Annotated in this window: 16 protein-coding genes and 3 pseudogenes; 6 read left to right on the top strand and 13 right to left on the bottom strand. The window is 69.0% G+C overall.

The window, feature by feature from the left end; genetic code table 11:
- Positions 1-688: 688 nt before the first annotated feature.
- The 3 genes and pseudogenes from ABZU74_RS30845 to ABZU74_RS30835 all read right to left on the bottom strand — a co-directional run bounded on the left by ABZU74_RS30845 (position 689) and on the right by ABZU74_RS30835 (position 3,661).
- Positions 689-1,558, bottom strand: a pseudogene (locus ABZU74_RS30845) (IS5 family transposase).
- Between the two features lie 68 nt (positions 1,559-1,626).
- The gene (locus tag ABZU74_RS30840) at positions 1,627-2,565 is read right to left on the bottom strand and encodes a chlorophyllase (RefSeq protein WP_355431269.1); all 939 of its coding nucleotides are present in this window, start codon (positions 2,563-2,565) and stop codon (positions 1,627-1,629) included.
- A gap of 13 nt (positions 2,566-2,578) precedes the next feature.
- On the bottom strand, positions 2,579-3,661 hold the full coding sequence (locus ABZU74_RS30835) for an amidohydrolase family protein (RefSeq protein WP_355431267.1): 1,083 nt from the start codon (positions 3,659-3,661) through the stop codon (positions 2,579-2,581).
- Positions 3,662-3,809: 148 nt separating this feature from the next.
- On the opposite strand from ABZU74_RS30835, the gene ABZU74_RS30830 reads away from it, so the two are divergent.
- Positions 3,810-4,190, top strand: coding sequence for a MerR family transcriptional regulator (locus ABZU74_RS30830; protein WP_355431264.1), 381 nt, complete (start codon positions 3,810-3,812; stop codon positions 4,188-4,190).
- A 126-nt stretch (positions 4,191-4,316) separates the two neighbouring features.
- Here ABZU74_RS30830 and ABZU74_RS30825 read toward each other — a convergent pair whose 3' ends face one another.
- The 5 genes and pseudogenes from ABZU74_RS30825 to ABZU74_RS30805 all read right to left on the bottom strand — a co-directional run bounded on the left by ABZU74_RS30825 (position 4,317) and on the right by ABZU74_RS30805 (position 6,653).
- Entirely contained in the window at positions 4,317-4,496 is a 180-nt protein-coding gene (locus tag ABZU74_RS30825) for a hypothetical protein (RefSeq protein WP_355431261.1), read from the bottom strand.
- Positions 4,493-4,774, bottom strand: a complete 282-nt coding sequence (locus ABZU74_RS30820) for an abortive infection family protein (RefSeq protein ID WP_355431258.1) — start codon at positions 4,772-4,774, stop codon at positions 4,493-4,495. Before ABZU74_RS30820 ends, ABZU74_RS30825 begins: the two co-directional genes overlap by 4 nt.
- Positions 4,734-5,388, bottom strand: a pseudogene (locus tag ABZU74_RS30815) (IS701 family transposase); the annotation flags it as partial. The pseudogene ABZU74_RS30815 and the gene ABZU74_RS30820, both read right to left, overlap by 41 nt.
- A gap of 89 nt (positions 5,389-5,477) precedes the next feature.
- Positions 5,478-6,125, bottom strand: coding sequence for a CatB-related O-acetyltransferase (locus ABZU74_RS30810; RefSeq protein WP_355431255.1), 648 nt, complete (start codon positions 6,123-6,125; stop codon positions 5,478-5,480).
- 243 nt (positions 6,126-6,368) lie between these two features.
- Positions 6,369-6,653: a hypothetical protein gene (locus ABZU74_RS30805; RefSeq protein WP_355431253.1), complete on the bottom strand. Its 285-nt coding sequence runs from the start codon at positions 6,651-6,653 to the stop codon at positions 6,369-6,371.
- A gap of 263 nt (positions 6,654-6,916) precedes the next feature.
- Between ABZU74_RS30805 and ABZU74_RS30800 the strand changes: the two genes are divergently transcribed.
- Positions 6,917-7,786, top strand: a complete 870-nt coding sequence (locus tag ABZU74_RS30800; RefSeq protein ID WP_355431250.1) for an aldo/keto reductase family oxidoreductase — start codon at positions 6,917-6,919, stop codon at positions 7,784-7,786.
- 488 nt (positions 7,787-8,274) lie between these two features.
- Positions 8,275-9,097, top strand: a pseudogene (locus tag ABZU74_RS30795) (IS5 family transposase).
- Between the two features lie 70 nt (positions 9,098-9,167).
- Here the strand turns inward: ABZU74_RS30795 and ABZU74_RS30790 are convergent.
- The 5 genes from ABZU74_RS30790 to shbA form a co-directional block, all read right to left on the bottom strand.
- Entirely contained in the window at positions 9,168-11,924 is a 2,757-nt protein-coding gene (locus ABZU74_RS30790; protein ID WP_355431247.1) for an alkaline phosphatase family protein, read from the bottom strand.
- A gap of 4 nt (positions 11,925-11,928) precedes the next feature.
- Complete coding sequence (locus tag ABZU74_RS30785; protein WP_355431244.1) at positions 11,929-13,284, bottom strand: ABC transporter permease; 1,356 nt, start codon at positions 13,282-13,284, stop codon at positions 11,929-11,931.
- The gene (locus ABZU74_RS30780; protein ID WP_355431241.1) at positions 13,281-14,219 is read right to left on the bottom strand and encodes an ABC transporter ATP-binding protein; all 939 of its coding nucleotides are present in this window, start codon (positions 14,217-14,219) and stop codon (positions 13,281-13,283) included. Before ABZU74_RS30780 ends, ABZU74_RS30785 begins: the two co-directional genes overlap by 4 nt.
- A gap of 461 nt (positions 14,220-14,680) precedes the next feature.
- Complete coding sequence (locus tag ABZU74_RS30775) at positions 14,681-15,553, bottom strand: anti-sigma-D factor RsdA (protein WP_355431238.1); 873 nt, start codon at positions 15,551-15,553, stop codon at positions 14,681-14,683.
- Complete coding sequence (shbA, locus tag ABZU74_RS30770; RefSeq protein ID WP_355431235.1) at positions 15,550-16,122, bottom strand: RNA polymerase sigma factor ShbA; 573 nt, start codon at positions 16,120-16,122, stop codon at positions 15,550-15,552. The genes ABZU74_RS30775 and shbA overlap by 4 nt, the downstream gene beginning before the upstream one ends.
- 162 nt (positions 16,123-16,284) lie before the next feature.
- On the opposite strand from shbA, the gene ABZU74_RS30765 reads away from it, so the two are divergent.
- Genes ABZU74_RS30765 through ABZU74_RS30755 form a run of 3 tightly spaced genes read left to right on the top strand, consistent with a single transcriptional unit; the run spans position 16,285 to position 18,837 of the window.
- Positions 16,285-17,256, top strand: a complete 972-nt coding sequence (locus ABZU74_RS30765) for an ABC transporter ATP-binding protein (RefSeq protein WP_355431232.1) — start codon at positions 16,285-16,287, stop codon at positions 17,254-17,256.
- Positions 17,257-17,261: 5 nt separating this feature from the next.
- A complete protein-coding gene (locus ABZU74_RS30760) occupies positions 17,262-18,032 on the top strand; it encodes an ABC transporter permease (protein ID WP_355431230.1) in 771 nt (256 codons plus the stop codon).
- Between the two features lies 1 nt (position 18,033).
- A complete protein-coding gene (locus tag ABZU74_RS30755; RefSeq protein ID WP_355431228.1) occupies positions 18,034-18,837 on the top strand; it encodes an ABC transporter permease in 804 nt (267 codons plus the stop codon).
- Positions 18,838-18,839: the final 2 nt, after the last annotated feature.

The following is an 18,839-nucleotide window of genomic DNA, read 5'->3' as shown; positions in this document are numbered from 1 at the left end:
CGCTTCTTCCCCATGCTCTCCATGATGATGGACATCCTCCCGGAGACCCCAGGTCCCCTGATCTCGGATGTCCGTCAAAACGGGGCAGGCCCAGTGTAAATCGGCTAGTCGACGCGATCACGCACGGCAGGTTCCGAGCGTGATCGCGTCTCCGCCTTCTGGCTGCCGCGCTTTTCATGTGGAGGGTGAGGCGTGATGCGGCATGCGATCGACGAGAGCGGCAGCGAGCGGTGGTGACCTGAGAGGATGGCGACTCGAGCCGCACCGCTGGCGGGAAGCATCGAGCCCGCCAGGGCCGTCAGAGCCGTTAGGCCGGGTTGCCGGTCGCGTCATGCGACACCCCCACGAGGCGCCCGGGCAGTAACACCGCAGCCGCTCGTCCGCCAGGTAACCAGCGGTGTGACGAATGGGTTTGTATCCCTCTCCGTCCTGCGGGAACGAGTGACACGGGGCAACCCGTGTTCATCCCCCTCGGACACAGATTTGCAGCATCCTTGCTGTACTTGACGTACTGGTGGTCAAGCTCGCTTGACCACCAGGATTGCATATCCGCGGCAGCCTCGATTGATGTGACGCTCGGCGGCGGTGATCGCCGTGGCTAATGTGACCGTGGCTCCGCTCATCCCGCCGTTAACGCCTCCCGAACAGGGCCAGGGGACGGGCCGGTGGCTAGGGCCTGTCCTGTCGATCATGAAAGCCAGATGATGGCGGCGATGAGGACGAGGCTGGCCCGGCAGACGGATGCTCGTTTGGCGTAGCGGGCGGCCAGGTCACGCCACTGTTTGAGCCGGTTGAAGCAGCGTTCCACGACGTTGCGTTTGCGGTAGATCGTCTCGTCGAAGGCTGGCGGTCGCCCGCCGGCGCTGCCCTTGGCTCCACGGCGGGCGACCTGGTCGCTGCGTTCGGGGATAACGTGCCGGACACCTCGCTGCCGCAGGGCTCGGCGGGTCGAGTCATGCGCGTAGCCCTTATCGGCGATCAGCACATCGGGTCGCTTGCGGGGCCGGCCCGGCCTGGGTTCATTGACCGAGATCGCGTCGAGCAACGCCAGGAGCTGGGGGTTGTCGCCATCCTGACCGGGGGTGAGCAGGATCGACAACGGTCGACCACGACCTTCGACCGCGAGGTGGATCTTCGTGCTCAACCCGCCGCGGGATCGTCCGATGGCCTCGCCAACCTGCTTACCAGGCGTCGCCGGACTTGATGGGGAGCCCCTTTTTTGCGGGCGCCAGCGGCATGCTGATGCGCCCGCACGATCGACGAGTCGATGCTGATCGTCCACTGCACCGGTGTGCCGTCGTCATGCACCTGCGCCGCGGCGAGGATGCGATCCCACGTCCCGTCGGCGCTCCACCGGCGCAGACGTTCGTGGCAGGTCTTCCACGGTCTGAAGCGTTCCGGCAGGTCACGCCACAGCGCACCCGTGCGCAGCTCCCACAAAATCCCATTGATGACTCGGCGGTGATCGCGCCACCGCCCCCCGCGCACCGCCAGGCTCCGGTAGCAGCGGCGCGATCAACGCCCACGCCTCGCCAGTCAGCTCACCACGACGTACCACCGGCACATCGTCAACGATTAACCATCACAAGATCGGAGGACTCGGCCGCGCAGCCGCATGGCTAGGGGTTACTTGGATTCGAGGTGTCCCAGTGGATGGCTGCCCGTGAGGACGGTCTGGGCGTTGGTCCAGTCGGCGGAGTCGATTCCGGTGATGTGTCGCAGGTAGGCGAGGGTGACCTGCTGGACGAGGGCGACACGGTCGGGGTTCTCGTCGGTGGTCTCCGCCGCTTGGTAGCCGGAGATGCCACCGAGGAAGTGCTCTCCGCCGCGGACGGTCAGGAGGCTCTTGTTGCTGCGGCTGAGGGTATAGGGGTCGGCTGTCCAGGCCGGGCCCCGGGTGGTGAGCGGAAGGTCGTCCTTGTCTCCGGCGACGACGAGGCCAGGGGCGGTGATGTGGGAGAAGTCCTGATCGCGCAGCCAGGGTAGGTTGTCGTGGGCGAAGGGGGTCAGTTCGTCGCCGCCTTTGCCGGCGGTGGCCAGCTGGATGCTGGCCATGACCCGGGCATCAGACAGGTCCTCGGCGGCACCGGTCTGCGGGTCCGTAACGCGCAGACCCACGAGGATGCCGGCGGTCTGGCCGCCGAAGGAGTGTCCGGCCGCGACGATGCGGCTGCGATCCATGCGGCCCGACAGGCCCGGCACGGCCGCCTCCAGGGTGGTGAGCTCGTCGAGGATGCGCCGCATGTCCTGTACGCGGTAGTGCCACATCTGGGGTCGGCGAGGGTCATCGGCGGGCAGGCCGAGCCGCTTGGAGTCCAGATGGGTGGCCTGGATCGCGATGAAGCCGCCAGATGCCCAGTGGTCGACCAGCGGGGCGTAGCCGTCCAGGTTCGAGCCGAAGCCGTGGGCGAAGAGAACGACGGGCAGGTTGGTGCCGGTGGTGGGGGCGGTGACGCGAACGTGGAGGTCCTCACCGCGCTGCGGTGCATTCAGCACGAGTGGCTTGACGGACACGGTCGCAGTGAGGGCGGGGCCGGAGAGGCCGGTCGCGGGGTACGTGGTCACGTGTGTCTGCCTTTCAAGAGGTGACGGGCCGGGGGAGACGGAGGATGCGTTCGGCGTTGAGATGGCCGAGCTTGTCCCGGCCGCGTTCGTCGAGGGGGGCGCGGTCGACGAAGGCGCGGGCGCCGGCCTTGCCGCCGAACGCGCCGCGCGAGTCGACACCGCCGAGGCCGCGGTCCTCTTGACCGTCGCTGGTCGTGGGGGCGCCGTAGGGGGAGTCAGCGCCGAACATGATCCGGTCGGGGCCTAGTACGTCCACGGCCGCGCTGAGCATGCGGTGGCTGTAGAGGCCGCCGGCGGTGACGGCGAGGTTGCCGGTGATGTAGTCCAGGACGCGGCGCTGCAGGTGTGGGGCGGCGGTGCTGAGTAGATCAGCGCGGTCGGCGAAGGGTACGAGCATCTCGCCCCAGTGGCCGAGGATGATCTGCAGGTCCGGGTGCCGGTCCAGGGCCCTGGCGAGGATCAGGCGCAGAGTTGCCAGGCCGGCTTCCGAATGCCATCCCCACCCTCCGGTGGACAGCAGCAGGCTCGTCATGTCGTCGAAGCCGCTGTAGGCGGTGTTGATGAGGGTTCGAGGCGGCATGGCCGGGTGGATGTACAGCGGCACACCGAGGTGAGCGGCGGCTTCGAACACGGGGCGGAAGCCGGCGTCGTCGAGGAACGTCTCGCCAACCCGCGGGAAGAGCATCGCGCCGACATGCCCAAGAGCGCTGACCGCTCGCTCGAGTTCCGCGGCGGCAGCCTGCGGGTCGGACATGGGCAATGTCGCGAAGGCAGCGAAGCGGTCGGGGTGGCGGCATACCGCGTCGGCCAGGACGTCGTTGGCCTCACGGGCCAGAGGGACGGCGACCTGCGGGGGCAGGGGCTGGGTTCCCGGCGTCGTGATGGACAGGACCTCCATATTCACGCCACTGGCATCCATCCGGGCCAGACGTTCCTCGCCGACGTCGAGCAGACGCAGGTTCACCTCTCCACGGCTGCTCATCTCGTTGACGGTCGCATCACCGCCCCACCGCAGAAGGGCACGACGCAGTTCCGGAGTCCAGGCGTGCTCCTCGACGCCGATCACCCGCCGGGCCGATGCAGTGTCCTCACTCATGAACACTCCGTTCGTCAGTTCAAGTCATCCCAATACGGGATCTAACAGAGATTTTCGCCCTAGCGGACGTAGGAGCTACCGTAAAAGTTGACGTTGACGTGAAAGGCAAGGGCGCGTGACGCGCAGCACATAGGAAGGGGAGGCGGGAATGCGGATCGGTGAACTGGCGCGCCGCACGGGTGTCACCACCCGGGCCCTGCGCTACTACGAGGAACAGAACCTGCTCACCTCCGAGCGCAGTGGCAGCGGCCAGCGCCACTACGCGGAAGATGCCGTCGACCGGATCTACCTCATCCGCCAGTTGTACGCCGCCGGACTGAGCAGCAAGGCCGTCGCCGAGTTGACGCCCTGCGTCATCGACGGCAAGGCCACCCCCGAGCTTCTCCAGCGCCTGGCCGCGGAACGTGACCACCTCGACCGGCGCATCGCGGACCTCGTCCACGCCCGGGACAGGCTCGACTCCGTCATCAGTGGCGCCTCGTCCAACATGCACACAGGCGCCCACTGTCCGCCGGGTGCCGACGCATAGATACGGCGGCGCCGAGGAACCCGGCGGCGCCCTTACGATCCTGCCGTGAGGCCTCGGCGCAGGCCGGGCACGTCGCCGACGGTGCAGCACGGGCCGGATTCAGCCAGGTGGGATCTCCGATCGAGGTCAGGCGGCGCAAATCTGCGCGACGACGGTTCGAACGGGTAGGTATGCGCGTGCCGCAATCTTGAGCGGTGGGGGCGGCGGCGTCCGGAAATCGATCGTTTTTCGGACAGGATTGTTGAACGACGTCCGATCTTCAGCGGATGCGATATTGATCTTGAGCGCCTTTCCGGTTGAAGTCATGTCTGTCCCTTGCGCCAGGGGGCCTTCGGGTCCGCGAGCGTGTCGAGCATGAGTTGGCACCAGGTGAATGCGGCGTTCACGGCGAGGCGAGCGTGGCGGGGGCCGAGACCGACTGGAGCGGTGGCGGGGCCGTGGCCGGTGCCGTAGCCGCGGTTGCGGAGTTCAGCGAGCCCGATGGCGATGCCCGAAACGGAACCGAGGAGCCTTTTGATCGCGTCGCTGCCGTCCGGGCCGGGGGCCGTAAACCTCGTCGCCGGTCGTCCACCCGAACGGGACACCGGCGTCCAGCGCGGCGGCGACCACCTGCCGAGCCAGGGCCGGCTTCGTAGCGAACCCGACGTCGTCCGGCACGCCGGCGGCGGCGAGCCGGTCCGGGCGCTCGCACCAGGATGTTCTCGGGTAGGTAGAGCCGGCGATCGATCATCGCCCGGCCCGCGCGTGAAAAGTAGGGCAAGAACACCCCGACCTGGCTGTTCTCCACCCGACCGGCGGTGCCGGTGTACTGCCGCTGGACCCCGACCGAGCACACGCCCTTCTTCAGGAACCCCGTCTCGTCGGTGACCAGCACCGCGTCGGGGTGGCCGAGCTGCTCGATCAGCCAAGCACGCACGTCATCGCGGACGGCGTCGGCGTCCCACACCGCCGTACGCAGCAGCCGCTGCATCGCCTGCGGATCGGCGTAACCACCCCGTTCGGCCAACGACCAGCAGGTCTTACGTTCCACGCCCGACAGCAGCCCTTCCACGAACTGCCCGGCGGTCCGACGGGGCTCCGCCCGCACGAACCGGCCAGCGAAACGCGTCACCGCCTCGTCCAGAATGACCCGCCACTGGCCAAGGTCTAGGTGTGGCCCGCGGCCACCGCACGATCTTCGGTTGTCCTCACAAACCATCGATGAGCAACGCGGTGGCCGTCCTCATGCCCACGCCACGCCCAGCACCCGAGTTGGTATGGGTCAGCCCGCCCAGGCCCGACCTGGCACTACCGATGCTTGGGCGCCACAGCCTCGAGGTCGTCGATGCTGCCGGACATGATCGTGCGAAGGTGCTCGGTGATGTCCTGACTTGGCCAGTCCCACCAGGCAAGTGCCAGAAGGCGTACGACGTCTTCCTCGCTGTAGCGGCGGCGGATGAGCCTGGCTGGGTTGCCGCCGACGATGCCGTAATCGGGGACGTCGTCGACGACGACGGACCCGGAAGCGATGACCGCTCCGCTGCCGATCTGGACGCCGGGCATCACCATGGCTCGGTACCCGAACCACACGTCGTTGCCAACCACAGTGTCACCCCGTCCGGGCAGGTTGGTGATGAGATCGAAGTGTTCGACCCAGGAACCACCCATGATCGGGAACGGAAAGGTCGACGGGCCGTCCATACGGTGGTTGGCCCCGTTCATGATGAACCGCACGCCCTCGCCTAGCGCGCAAAACTTCCCGATGATCAGCTTCTCCGGCCCGTAGTGGTACAGCACGTTGCGGGCCTCGAAGGCGGTTGGATCATCCGGGTCGTCGTAGTAGGTGAACTCCCCAACCTCGATCAGCGGCGAGGTGACCAGCGGCTTCAGTAGCACCACGCGCGGCTGTTCAGGCATCGGATGGAGCACGCCCGGATCGGCCGGAACACCTGCCATCGTGAATCTCCTCATCGGGCCGCGAATGACGTAACCAAGATCGCAAAGACCCGCCGCACGCTACCACCGCACCCGTCTATACGGACCGCACTGCCTTGATGTCGGTATCCGATTCAAGAGCACTGCGCGAATCCCGCTTGATGAGGACGACTTCAGCCAAGTGACGTTGGAGTATTAGCCAGCCGGTGCCGCCCTGCTCACCAGTAGTGGCGAACCAGGGCCTAGCTGTACTGCCGGTCACTGTCAGATCGGCGCGCCGGGCGGGCCGTGCGCAGCGGCCCGAGCCAGGCGCGCGGTGAGCAGCCGCCCGGCCAACTTCGCGTACGACGGCTTCTCGGCGATCAGTCCGGCCGCCGCGGCGACGGCCAGCTCGGTCAGGTCGGCCGCGTCCGACCGGGCGGTACGCCCCGACTCGACCAGGGCGAGGATCCGTTCCGGGTCGGTGTCGGGCAGGTTGTGGTGGCGGCGGTGCAGCAGGCCGCGCAGCAGGGTCCGGCGAGGTAGCGGCCTCGCCGATCGGCCACTCACATGAAGTGGGACCACGACGATGCCGGCAGGGCGCCGCAGGGGCTTCGGGGTGTAGGGGAGCAGAATAATCGGCGTCCTCGGCTGTGAATCGCGTCAGAAGACGGCTCCCTAGCGCCACCTGCGAGTCCCGCTCCCGTCCCGCGGCCGGCCATGGGCACTCGTTGACATCCGCCGCTAGCCAGCACCTTCTGGCGGCCGCCGCGGTTTGGAGCCCGCGCCGGCGGGAAGCGCGTGGACCTGCGACAACGAGGAGAGGAACTCTCATGACATCGACCCCACTGCCTGGCGGGACGTTCACCTTGGCGGAGGATTTGACGTTCACCCGGATAGGGTACGGCGCGATGCAGTTGGCCGGCCCGCACGCGTTCGGCCCGCCGGCCGACCGCGACGCTGCCGTGGCCGTGCTGCGCGAGGCCGTTCTCCTGGGTATCAACCACATCGACACCGCCGACTACTACGGCCCATACGTCACCAACGAGATCATCAGGGAGGCTTTGCACCCGTACCCTGACGATCTACACATCGTGACGAAGGTCGGAGCGTTGCGGGACGCCGAGGGGAAGTGGCCGCCGGCGCTGGCTCCCGAGCAGCTGCGCCAGGCCGTGCACGACAACCTGGATCACCTCGGGCTAGACGCACTCGACGTGGTCAACCTGCGCGTCGGTGGGCTCGACCGACCCACTCCCGGCCCCATCGCCGAGCCGTTCACCGCGCTCGCGCAGCTGCAGCAGGACGGACTGATCAAGCATCTCGGTCTCAGCACCGTCAACGCCGAGCAGATCGCCGAAGCACAGTCCATCGCGCCGATCGTATGCGTCCAAAACTTCTACAACATCGCCAACCGCAACGACGACGACCTGATCGACTCCCTCGCCGCACAGCGCATCGCCTACGTGCCCTACTTCCCGCTCGGCGGCTTTTCCCCACTGCAGTCCGAGGAAATCAACGCCGTCGCCAACCGCCTCGACACCACACCGATGGCCGTCGCGCTGGCGTGGCTGCTCCAGCGCTCCCCGAACCTCCTGCTCATCCCCGGCACCTCATCCGTCACGCACCTGCGTGAGAACGTCAACGCTGCTGGGCTGACCCTTCCCAAGGACGCGCTGACCGAACTGAACGCCATCGCGTCGTGAACACGGCCACCGCGCAACCTCCGATCGGGTTCATCGGCCTCGGAGACCGGGGACCACCTGTGGCGACCGCCGTCGCCGAAGCGGAGTGCCCCCTGCACATGGAGCCCGCCGACCCGGCCCCCTTGACGCGGTCGGCGACGACGCGCACGTCCGGCAGGAACCCAGTTGCCCTTCCCCTCGCTGTGTTCATCTGCCCCGCACCAGCACAACATCCCGCAGTACGGCAACACGCCCTGAGACCATTCGGAGAAGACGCCACCAAGATGCTCACCGACCAGACCAAGACCAGACTCGCCGAGCTGTTCACCGACTGGCGATCCGGCGGCGATGCCCCGCCATGCGGATAGCTGCGCAAGGCCATGCTGCCCGCGTCCAACGGCGCCCTCATGATCGACGCGCCAGCACCGCGTACGCGACCGCAACTCCCCAGGGCCCGACGCCGACCACCGCCGACCGCCCCCACCCTCGACCACAGCAGCGCCGGCCCGTTGCTGCCGGTGGGACGTAGGCCGGGTCGGCCGCGGACATGGACGAAACGACAGCTCATTGATGGGATCAGGCGGCGGACCCGGGTGGTGCGCCGTGGCGGGACATACCGGAGTGCTACGGGTCCTGGGCGGCGGCGTACGCGGTGTTCCGGCGCTGGCAGCGCGATGGAGCCTGGGCGAAGTTCCTGACCGCGTTGCAGGCGGCGGCCGACGCGGCCGGGCGCGACGTGGGACGTGTCGGTGGACTCGTCGGTTGCCCGGGCGCATCAGCATGCCGCCGGGGCGCGTAAAAGGGGGATCTGCAGGTCGAACCGCCGGGCGGCGTGGCGGTCGAGCCGGCCCATCATGCGCTCGGGCGGTCCCGGGGAGGGCTGACCACGAAGCTGCACCTGGCATGTGAGCAGGGGCAGAAGCCGCTGCCGATCGTGTTGACCGCCGGGCAGCGTGGGGACAATCTCCAGTTGTCGCGGTGCTCGACGGCATCCGGGTGCCCCGCCAGGGCAGCGGTCGGCCAGGACCCGCCCGGACCGGGTCCTGGCCGACAAGATGTACACGTCCCGATGCGAACCGCCGCTACCTGCGCCGACGCCGGATCGCCGCGACGATCCCCTCGAAGGCCGACCAGGACGCCAACCGGCGTAAGAAGGGGTCGAAGGGCGGCCGGCCACCGTCCTTCGACCCCGAGCGGTACAAGCAACGCCATGCCGTGGAGTGCGGCATCAACCGACTCAAAGGCAACCGAGCCGTGGCGACCCGCTTCGACAAACTCGCCGTGCGCTACGAAGCCACCGTGCGCATCGCCGCGATCAACGAGTGGCTGTGACCGGCTTCGGCACAGGCCCTAGCCGACGGTACGCCGGTCGGGGGCCTCTTCTAAGGCCGATCAGCCTACGTCAGCCATCGGACTCCGCCGGCGGGATGTAGGCGCCCGGCACATCCTCCGGCGCGAAGATCTTGTCCTCGCCGGGGTACGGCGTCTTCCAGTCGTGCGCCTGGTACCAGGTGAAGTGGTTCATCTGCGCGGGGTTCGCGTAGTCGGGCTTGGCGTCGGGCCCGGTCAGTCGCTGGTGCGACTTCCACCCGTCCCACTGTGCCGCCAGGTGCTGCTTGTCCGCCGGCACCGTCGCCGACGGCGCGGCCGCCGCGAGGGGGTTCTGCGGCGCGGGCACGTCCGGGCCGCAGGCGGGCGGGGTTGCCAGCCCCGCGGTCAGGGAGGTCCGGTTGGGCAGTGCGGTGAACGGCGTGTAGTCAGGCTTCTTGGTGAACGCCTGACGCATCGGGCTGGCCGCGCTGTCCTTCTGGTTCATCGGGTGGATCCCGAGGATCTGCTCGATGGTCCGGATCATGGTGATCTGGGTGTAGTAGTGGCTGTCGACGACGCCGCGCTGGGCCCAGGGGCTGATGATCTGGATCGGGGCGCGGTGGCCGTCGACGTGGTCGAGGCCGGCCTGGGAGTCGTCCTCGACGACGAAGATCGCCGAGTCCTTCCAGTACGGGCTGTGCGAGATCGTGTCGACGATTTCGCCGACGGCGAGGTCGTTGTCCGCGACCTGAGCGGCCGCGTTCGGCGGGCCACCGGTGTGGTCGCTGGACAGCCAGAACATGTTCAGGTTCGCCGGCCCGTTCTTCTGGAAGTCACGCTTCCAGATCTCGTGCCGGTAGATGTCCGGGACGCTGGTGTCGTACTTCGGGAAGCCGGGCACGGACACGCTGTTGAGCGACGGGATCGGCGAGGACGAGACCATGCGGTAGGCGGTGTCCTGCCCGGTCGCGGCCATGTTCTTGGTGTCGCAGTACAGGTTCTGCCAGCTGGAGCCGGGCGGCTTGCTCAGGAACTGGTGGAATTCGCCGAAGTCTCGCACGGTCTTGCCGGCCGCCTGCGCGCCAGTCCAGATGAAACCGGTGCGCTGGTGGCCGAGGGCGTCGTCCTCGGTGTCGTAGCTGCGGATGTACTCACCGGCCGTGGACTCGGTGTACTCCGGGTTGTCGGCCTGCATCAGCCAGTTGTGACCCTCGGCGGAGTTCGTGCCGATGTCGTAGGTGTTGTCGTACAGGCCGAACTGCCGGGCCATCTCGTGCTGGTTCGGCGTCACGTTCTCGCCGAACTGCGCCAGCGACGGGTCGCCGTTGCCCCGCGGGTCGTCGCCGAGAACCTGATCGTAGGTCCGGTTCTCCTTGACGATCAGGAAGACGTGCTTGATCGTCGAGGGGTCGCCGAGCCGCTGGGGGACCGGCAACGGCTTCGCCTTGTTGCCCCTGGCCAGGTTGACCGAGCCACCGGTCCAGCCGTTCTGGCTGAAGACCTTGCCGGTCTGGGACTTGATGACCTTGTCGCTGGGCAGCGTGAACCGTTGCAGGCTCGATGTCGTGTCGTGGGTGCCGTGCCCGGCGCTATTGGTGGGGCGGCGGGCGTCAATACCACGGGTGTTGGAGACCAGCACCTGGTTCCCGGCGGCGGTGATCTCCGCGGGAAAGTAGTCCGTCGGGAGCAGCCCGACGTAGCTGGCCGGCTCCAGCGGGGTCGTGTACCGGTAGACGGCGACCGCGTTGGCGCGGCCGAGCGTCACCAGCAGGTGCCCGTCGTCGGTGAGGGTCACCGCATTGGGCTGGTAGCCGACCGTCGTCTCGGGCCACGGCTGGGTGGCGATGGTCTGCACGACCTTGTTGCTCGCCGTGTCGATGACCGACACGTCGTCGCTGTTGGTGTTGGTGACGAACAGCGCGCCATTCTTGGCGTACAGGGCGGTCGGGTGCAGGCCGACGTCGATGCTCGCGACCGCAGCAGCCGGGTTCGCCAGGTCGATGACGCTGACCGTGCCGGTGGTGGTGGCACCGGTCGCTGGGTCGGCGGGTACCTGGGTGTTGTACGAGTTGATCGTGGTGTCGCCGGGTTTCGCGGGCCGGCCGCCCTCGTTGCTGACGTAGAGCTTGTCGCCGACCGTGATCATGTCGCGGGGGGCGTTGCCTACGGGCCAGCTCTGCTGGATGACGCCGGACGCCGTATTGATGGCGACGACCCGGTTCTGGCCGTTGACGGCGGAGTACACGGTGGAGCCGTCGGGAGAGAACACTGCCTCAGCCACCAGCGCGCGCTTCGGTCCGTCCTGCGCGATCTGGATGAACGTCGGGTTGGCGAGCGTGCCGTCCGGATTCACGGTGAACTTGGTGTAGCCGTCGGCCTGGCCCAGCCACAGCTGCGAGCCGTCGGGCGAGTACGTGGGGCCTTCCTGGCCCACGTCGTTGCCGCTGATGCGCAGATTCGCGGCCGTGTTGTTGCCGACGAGCTGCTGTACCTTCCAGGTCTTCAGGTCGACGACGGCCAGGGCCATCCCACCGTCGGTGACCGAGGCCGCCAGGTGGGTGCCGTCCGGGCTGACCGACGACGACATGATTTTGCCGGTGTTGATGACGAGACGCTCGCCGATCGGGTTGATGTACTGGTCGTCGGACACGACCAGGCCCTTGTCGGTCAGCTGGCCGACCTGATCGGTGCCGAACTGGTGCGTCTGGGCGAAACTGATGCCGGTGCCGGCGGCGACGACGACAGCAGTGGTGCCTGCCGTGACGAGGGGTAGCCGGCGGCCGATGCGTCGACGGAGAAGGCCGAATTGGTCCTTCTCGGCACGCCGACGGCGGCGTGTGACCTGCATGGAATCATCCCTTCGTGGTGTGGAGCAGTTCGACGTTGCCGTCGAACTGCCAGAGCGGGTTCGGTGCGTCCCCGCTCGGGGTGCGCACCAGGAAGTAGCCGTTCACTTCCTTCGGTCCGTCGCCATCGGCCACGAACCGCCCGTCTGGGGTGACGTCGAGCTGATAGATGGCCGTCCCGGCGGCCTCGACGTCGGGGAGATGCCAGGTGACGACGCAACGCCAGTCGTTGCCCGGCCCTTCGGCGGCGAGCTTGCCGCCGCCCTTGTTGCACGTCGCCGTGGCCTTCAGCTGCGCTTCGGTGACATCGGGGCGGTTGAGCTGCTCGGTCTGCACGCGGTAGAGGTGGGCGAATGCCGTGGCGACCGAACGCTGCACCCTGTCCTGTTCGATGCCGGAGCCGGTGGCCGGGGTCGCCGCGGCGACAACCCCGATCGTCACGGCGAGCAACCCGACCAGCGGCAGGACTCCCACGGTGAACACGCGGCGGCCGGAGCCGTCGTAGGTCGGGTTGGTGAAGTCGCGTCGTAGGAACAGAAGGTAGGCCAGCGCTGTCGCGGTCACGGCCCACACCAGGCTGACCACGATGCCGATCAGGAGCGGGCCGAGCTGCGCCGGGCTGGTGAACAGACCGTTCCAGGCGATGAACGGGTAACCGGGCAGTGCGAGGCGTACGGTGACCGGCAGCGGCAGCATCTGAGCGAGCTGCATCGAGAGCGCGACGAGCGCGGGCAGCAGCAGCCCCATCGGGGACCGACCCAGCGCGACGGACCCGAGCAGTCCGATCGCGGCGAGGGCCAGGGTCGGGGCGAGTACGCAGACCCAGGCGAGCAGGGTCTTCACGGCGGCGTCCCCCGGCGTCAGCAAATGCCCGTCGAGGCCGACCAGCGGCTGGTTGCCGACCGACACGACCCCGCCGACCGCGCTGGAGATGGCCAGCCCGGCCACGAGAAGCAGGATGACGGTGAGGCTGGACAGCGCCTTCGCGGCGAAGATCCGTCGAGGTGACCGGACCGCCACGAGCAGATGGCGCCAGGTGCCGAGCCGGTCCTCGGAGGCGAACACGTCGCCGGCGACCACCGAGGTCAGCAGCGGGAGCGCCCAGGTGCCCGCGAAACCGAGCGTCACCAGCGGCCCGGCCCACCCCGTGGCGTGCATCCAGCGGCCGAAAAGGGTGTCGACGGGCAGCGAACTCTGCTGGCTCACCGCGGCGACAAACAGCGCGGGCGCGACCCAGCAGACGAGGACCAGCAGCCGGATCCGCCATTGCGACATCAACTTGAGCAGCTCGAAGCGGAAGCCGCGCGCCACCGAGACGCGGCGGGTGCCGACAACGTGGTCGCCGGCGATGATCCTGGTCATCGGATGGCCTCCTGCTGCTCGGTCAGGGCGAGGAACGCGGCCTCGAGCGGCGACACCAGGGGCGCGAGCTCGCGCACCGCTATGCCCGCGTTCACGAGCCGCGCCACCAGTTCGTCGAGGACGGGCACCAGAGCGCGCACGACGAGCACCTCGGCGTCGCGCGCCCCGGCGTCGACGTCGACGTGGATTCCGGCCGTGTCGGCAGCGAGCCGGTGGGCGGCCTGCGGGTCGGAGGTGCGCAGCCGGTAGTCGAGTTCACGGTTCTCGGCGGCCAGCTTGTTCAGCGGGCCGGAGAAGACCACCCGTCCGGTGGCGAGGATGGTGACCTCGGAGCACAGTGCCTCGAGGTCGTCCATGCGGTGGCTCGAGAGCACGACGCTGGTCCCGTCCGCAGCGAGCCGGGTGAGGACGTTGTGTACGTGCTTCTTACCGGCCGGGTCGAGGCCGTTGGACGGTTCGTCGAGCACGAGCAGCCGCGGCTTGGTGAGCAGGGCGGCGGCGAGCCCGAGCCGCTGGCGCATGCCGAGGGAGAAGCCGCTCGCCCGGTCGTCGGCGACGTCGGTGAGCCCGACCTGGTCGAGCACGCCGTCGATCCCGGCGGTCCGCGCGTCCTGACCGCGCAGAGCGGCCAGCGCTGCGAGGTTCTGCCGGGCGGTGAGCGAGGGGTAGAGGCCGGGCCCGTCCACGAAGCCGGCGACGCCGTCGGGCGCGGCGAGCGCCCGAGCGATCGGCGTACCCAGAATCTCGAGGCTGCCGCTGTCGGAGGCGGCCAGGCCGAGGAGGAGTCCGAGCAACGTGGTCTTGCCAGCCCCGTTCGGCCCGACCAAGCCGTGGATCTGCCCCTGGCTTACATCCAGATCGATGCCGTCGAGTGCCACGACGTCGTCGAAACACTTGGTGATTCCGCGAGCTCGGATTGCGAGACGTGCGTCCATGTGGCCCTTCTTCCGTCGCCTTAAGCAACGTAGAGAGGGGCGTACGACGCGGGCAGGGACAACTGGCTGAACGTTCATGGAACGAACGACGACCGGGCCTCCGGTTGCCCTCGGGCGGCTGGGCTGGAGCCGGAGCCGGCCACAGCTCCTATGTCGACGATCGCGGGTTGTCCGCTCGAGCCGCTGTCATCAGCAGGTCGAGCTCCGGCCCACTGATTCGTAGCCGGTGGCCATGACGAGGGCTCCGGCGAAGACCTTCCACGTGCCGCGCCAATGCGCGGTGGAAGTGGCCCCAGGTGTGTGGGGACAGAATCGTCCACGCCGCGGTGACATCGATGGCCGGATCCTCACCGGTGGCGGCGGCGAAAGCAACCTCTACGCCCGGTACCTGGCCCGCAGCCGGTACTCCGACGACGTCCAGGTCGGCGCCAGCGCGGACAGCCCGCCGAGCAGGTCGCCGGTCAGCCGAGCAGGCCGCCGGTCGGCAGGGGCAGCGAGGGTAGCGACGGCAACACCGACGGGAGCGGCACCGACGGCAACGGAGGTCGAGGCAGCAACGGGTTGGCGGTGGAGGTCGACGGGTGCGTCGGCGCCGGCTGCTGTGGCCGTGGTGGTGTCCTGCCCGGCCCCGGGACGCCGGTGGGCTCGGGGGCGGCGCCGGTCGACACCGCGGGCGATGGCGTCGAGATGACCGGGCCGGTGGCGCAGCGGGGCCAGCCGAGACAGAGGTGCGCGGCCAGATCCCGCAGGACGGCATCGATGTCGGCACGCAAGCGGGTGACGTCGGCTGGATCGGCGACCCGGCCCAGGTCCCGTTGGGCCTGGTCGACCAGCTCCCGAGCGTCGTCGTACCGGCCGTCCGCGACGGCCTCGCGGGCACGGGCGGTGGTGTGTTCGACGCCGAGCACCTCCGCCCGCTCGGGATACAGCACCCTGGTCAGCGACCACAGAGGACTGGTCGGCCGGGCGTCGTGGCTGGCGACTCCCAGCCCCGTCGCCAGCATGAACACGGCGAGCACGGCGGCGGCCAACCCCAGGGCACGCCGCCCGGACGGCCGCCACCGCGTCGGGCCGGGAACGAGGGCGGCGGGGGCGCCGGCCCGGAGTGTGCGGGCCCGACCGGCGGACGCCGGCGCGACGACCTGGACCGGGCCGTCGACCACGGTGGCCGGCTGGTCGGTGGTGAAATCGGCACGCCAGGCGGCCAGCATGGCCGTGAGGCCGTCGGCGTCGTCCTCCTGCTCGCCGCGGCCGAGCGCGTCGAGGAGCAGGTCGTCGCGGTGGATCGCGGCGAGGTCCACGGCCTCGCCGTCGTCCGGCCGGGGCTCGCTCATGCCGCCACCTCGTCAAGCCCGTCGCCGGCAAGCGTACGGAGCCGGGCCAGGGCACGGGACTGGGCCACCCGTACGGCCGGCGCCGACATGCCGAGGATCGAGCCCACCTCCTCAGCGGTGAGGCCGACCGCCACGCGGAGGATGACGATCTCCCGTTGAAGGTCGGGGAGGCGGTGCAGCAGCGCCGCGAGCCGTCGCGCCAGATCGGTGGCCACGGCCTGCTGCTCCGGACCGGGTGTGGTGTCCTCCTGCTCCAGGTCGGCGTCGGTGACGGCGGCGCTGCGGACCGCCGCGCGCTGGGCGTCGGCCACCTTGTTCGCCGCAATGGCGAAGACGAACGCGGAGAACGGCCGGCCCTGGTCGCGGTAGCCGGGAAGGGCCTTCAACACCGCCAGACAGACCTCCTGGGCGACGTCGTCGGCGGTGGTGTACGCCCCGCCGACGCGACCCAGCCGGGCCCGGCAGTAGCGGACCAGCCCCGGCCGCACACCGGTGAGCAGAGCAGCGACCGCCGCCCGGTCGCCGTTGGCGGCCAGGTGAACGAGCTCTGGCTCGATCGCTGTGGTCATGGGGACGCGAGGCACCTTCGTTACCGGCGGGTTAACCGCACGCTATCGAGACGCGCGCCACTTTGCCTAGTTCACGGTCCGTGCTGACGAGGTAGCCGAAAGAAGTTGTTACGCCCGCCGGGATCACCGCGATGTCACAGGTAGGAGCCGAGAGGGGGGTGAATGGGCGTCGAGGTGGCGGTGCAGGGGCTGACCAAGTCCTTCGGTGGCCAGCCGGTCTGGTCGGACGTCAGCCTGACCCTGCCGGCCGGCGAGATATCCGTGCTGCTGGGTCCGTCCGGCACCGGCAAGTCCGTGTTCCTCAAGACACTGGTGGGGCTGCTCCGCCCGGATGCCGGGTCGATCTGGATCGAGGGCAGGGACCTGCCCCGGCTCTCCGAGCGGGAGTTGTACGAGGTGCGCAAGCTGTTCGGGGTGCTGTTCCAGGACGGCGCGTTGTTCGGCTCGATGACCATTTACGACAACGTCGCCTTCCCGCTGCGGGAGCACACCCGCAAGTCCGAGTCCCAGATCCGTGAGGTCGTCAGCGAGAAGCTTGACATGGTCGGCCTGATCGGCGCCGAACGGAAACTGCCGGGGGAGATCTCCGGTGGGATGCGCAAACGAGCCGGCCTGGCCCGCGCGCTCGTGCTCGACCCCCGCATCGTCCTCTTCGACGAGCCGGACTCCGGGCTGGACCCGGTGCGCACCGCGTACCTGAACCAGCTGATCGTCGACCTCAACCAGCGGACCGGGGCGACCTTCCTGATCGTCACGCACGACATCAACACCGCACGCACGGTGCCGGACAACATCGGCCTGATCTACCACGGGCATCTGGCCATGTTCGGGTCGCGGGAGTTGCTGCTGTCCAGCACGGAGCCGGTGGTGCGGCAGTTCCTCAACGCCCAGCGCGTCGGACCGATCGGCATGGCCGAGGAGAAGGACGCCGAGGAGTTGCAGGCCGAGGCGGACGCCGGGGTGGAACTGCCACCGTTGCCGCCCATCCCGCTGCAACTGCCGCCGTCGGACGGACTGCCCCGCGCCGCCGAGCGGCCCCCGGGGCAGTGGTGTCGGGAGCACGGTGTCACGCCGCCCCCCGGCTCGTTCGGCGGGCTGGCGGACGGGGTGCCGGCCGGGAACGGGCGGCGGTGACCCCGATGAGCGGACCCGTCAACGCCGTACGCCACACCGGCGAGTTCTTCGCGTTCTGCCTGGACACCCTGCGCGGCCTCGGCCGGCGACCGGTGCAGGTCCGCGAGTTCGTCCAGCAGGCCTGGTTCATCAGCTCGGTGTCGATCCTGCCCGCCGCGCTCGTCTCCATCCCCTTCGGCGCGGTCATCGCGTTGCAGCTCGGCTCGCTGGTGCGCCAGCTCGGCGCGCAGTCGTTCACCGGCGCGGCGTCGGTGCTCGCGGTGGTCCGCGAGGCGGGGCCGATCGTCACCGCGCTGATCATCGCCGGCGCGGGTGGCTCGGCGATCTGCGCCGATCTCGGCGCCCGGAAGATCCGCGAGGAACTCGACGCGATCCAGGTGCTGGGCATCGACCCCATCCACCGCCTCGTGGTGCCCCGCGTGCTCGCCTCGATGCTGGTCGCCGTGCTGCTCAACGGCCTGGTCAGCGTGGTCGGGGTGACCGGTGGCTACCTGTTCAACGTGGTCCTGCAGGGCGGCACACCCGGTGCGTACCTGGCCAGCTTCCAGGCCCTGGGGCAACTGCCGGACCTGCTGGTGGGCGAGGTCAAGGCTCTGCTCTTCGGCGCCGCCGCCGCGCTGGTCGCCTCGTACAAGGGGATGACCGCCAAGGGCGGCCCGAAAGGCGTCGGCGACGCGGTCAACCAGAGCGTGGTGATCACCTTCATGCTGCTGTTCGCGCTGAACTTCATCGTCACGGCCGTGTACTTCCAGGTCGTACCGCAGAAGGGAAGCTGACGTGCCAGCGCTGCGCTACCTCGACAACCTGGGCGGACAGCTCGCCTTCTACCTGCGGGCGTTCGCCTGGGCGCCGCGCACCGTGCGCCGCTACAAGCGCGAGGTGATCCGGCTGCTGGCCGAGGTGAGCTTCGGCTCCGGCGCGCTCGCCGTGGTCGGCGGCACCGTCGGTGTCATCTGCTTCCTGACCTTCTTCACCGGCACCGAGGTCGGCCTGCAGGGCTACCAGGCGCTCAACCAGCTCGGCAGCAGCGCGTTCACCGGTTTCGTCTCGGCGTACTTCAACACCCGGGAGATCTCCCCGCTGGTCGCGGCGCTGGCCCTGTCGGCCACCGTGGGCTGCGGGTTCACCGCCCAGCTCGGGGCGATGCGGATCTCCGAGGAGGTGGACGCCCTCGAGGTTATGGGGATCCCCTCGCTGCCGTTCCTGGTCACCACCCGCATGATCGCCGGGTTCGTCGCGGTCATCCCGCTGTACGTGGTGGGGCTGCTCGCCAGCTACCTGGCCACCCGCACCATCGCTGTCTTCTACTTCGGACAGTCCGCCGGCACGTACGACTACTACTTCCACCTGTTCCTGCCGCCGGAGGACGTGCTCTGGTCCTTCGGCAAGGTGCTGGTGTTCAGCGTGATCGTGGTGCTGGTGCACTGCTACTACGGCTACACCGCCAGCGGTGGGCCCGCCGGCGTCGGCGTCGCGGTCGGCCGGGCTGTGCGGCTCGCCATCGTCGCGGTCAACATCGTCGACTTCTTCCTGTCGCTGGCCATCTGGGGCGCTACCACCACCGTCCGGATCGCGGGGTGACC

Origin of the sequence: Micromonospora sp. NPDC005171 (assembly GCF_040608575.1) — a bacterium.
Classification (GTDB): domain Bacteria; phylum Actinomycetota; class Actinomycetes; order Mycobacteriales; family Micromonosporaceae; genus Micromonospora.
Note: the sequence above shows the minus strand (reverse complement) of the source record. Positions and strands in the feature narration are given on the sequence as shown.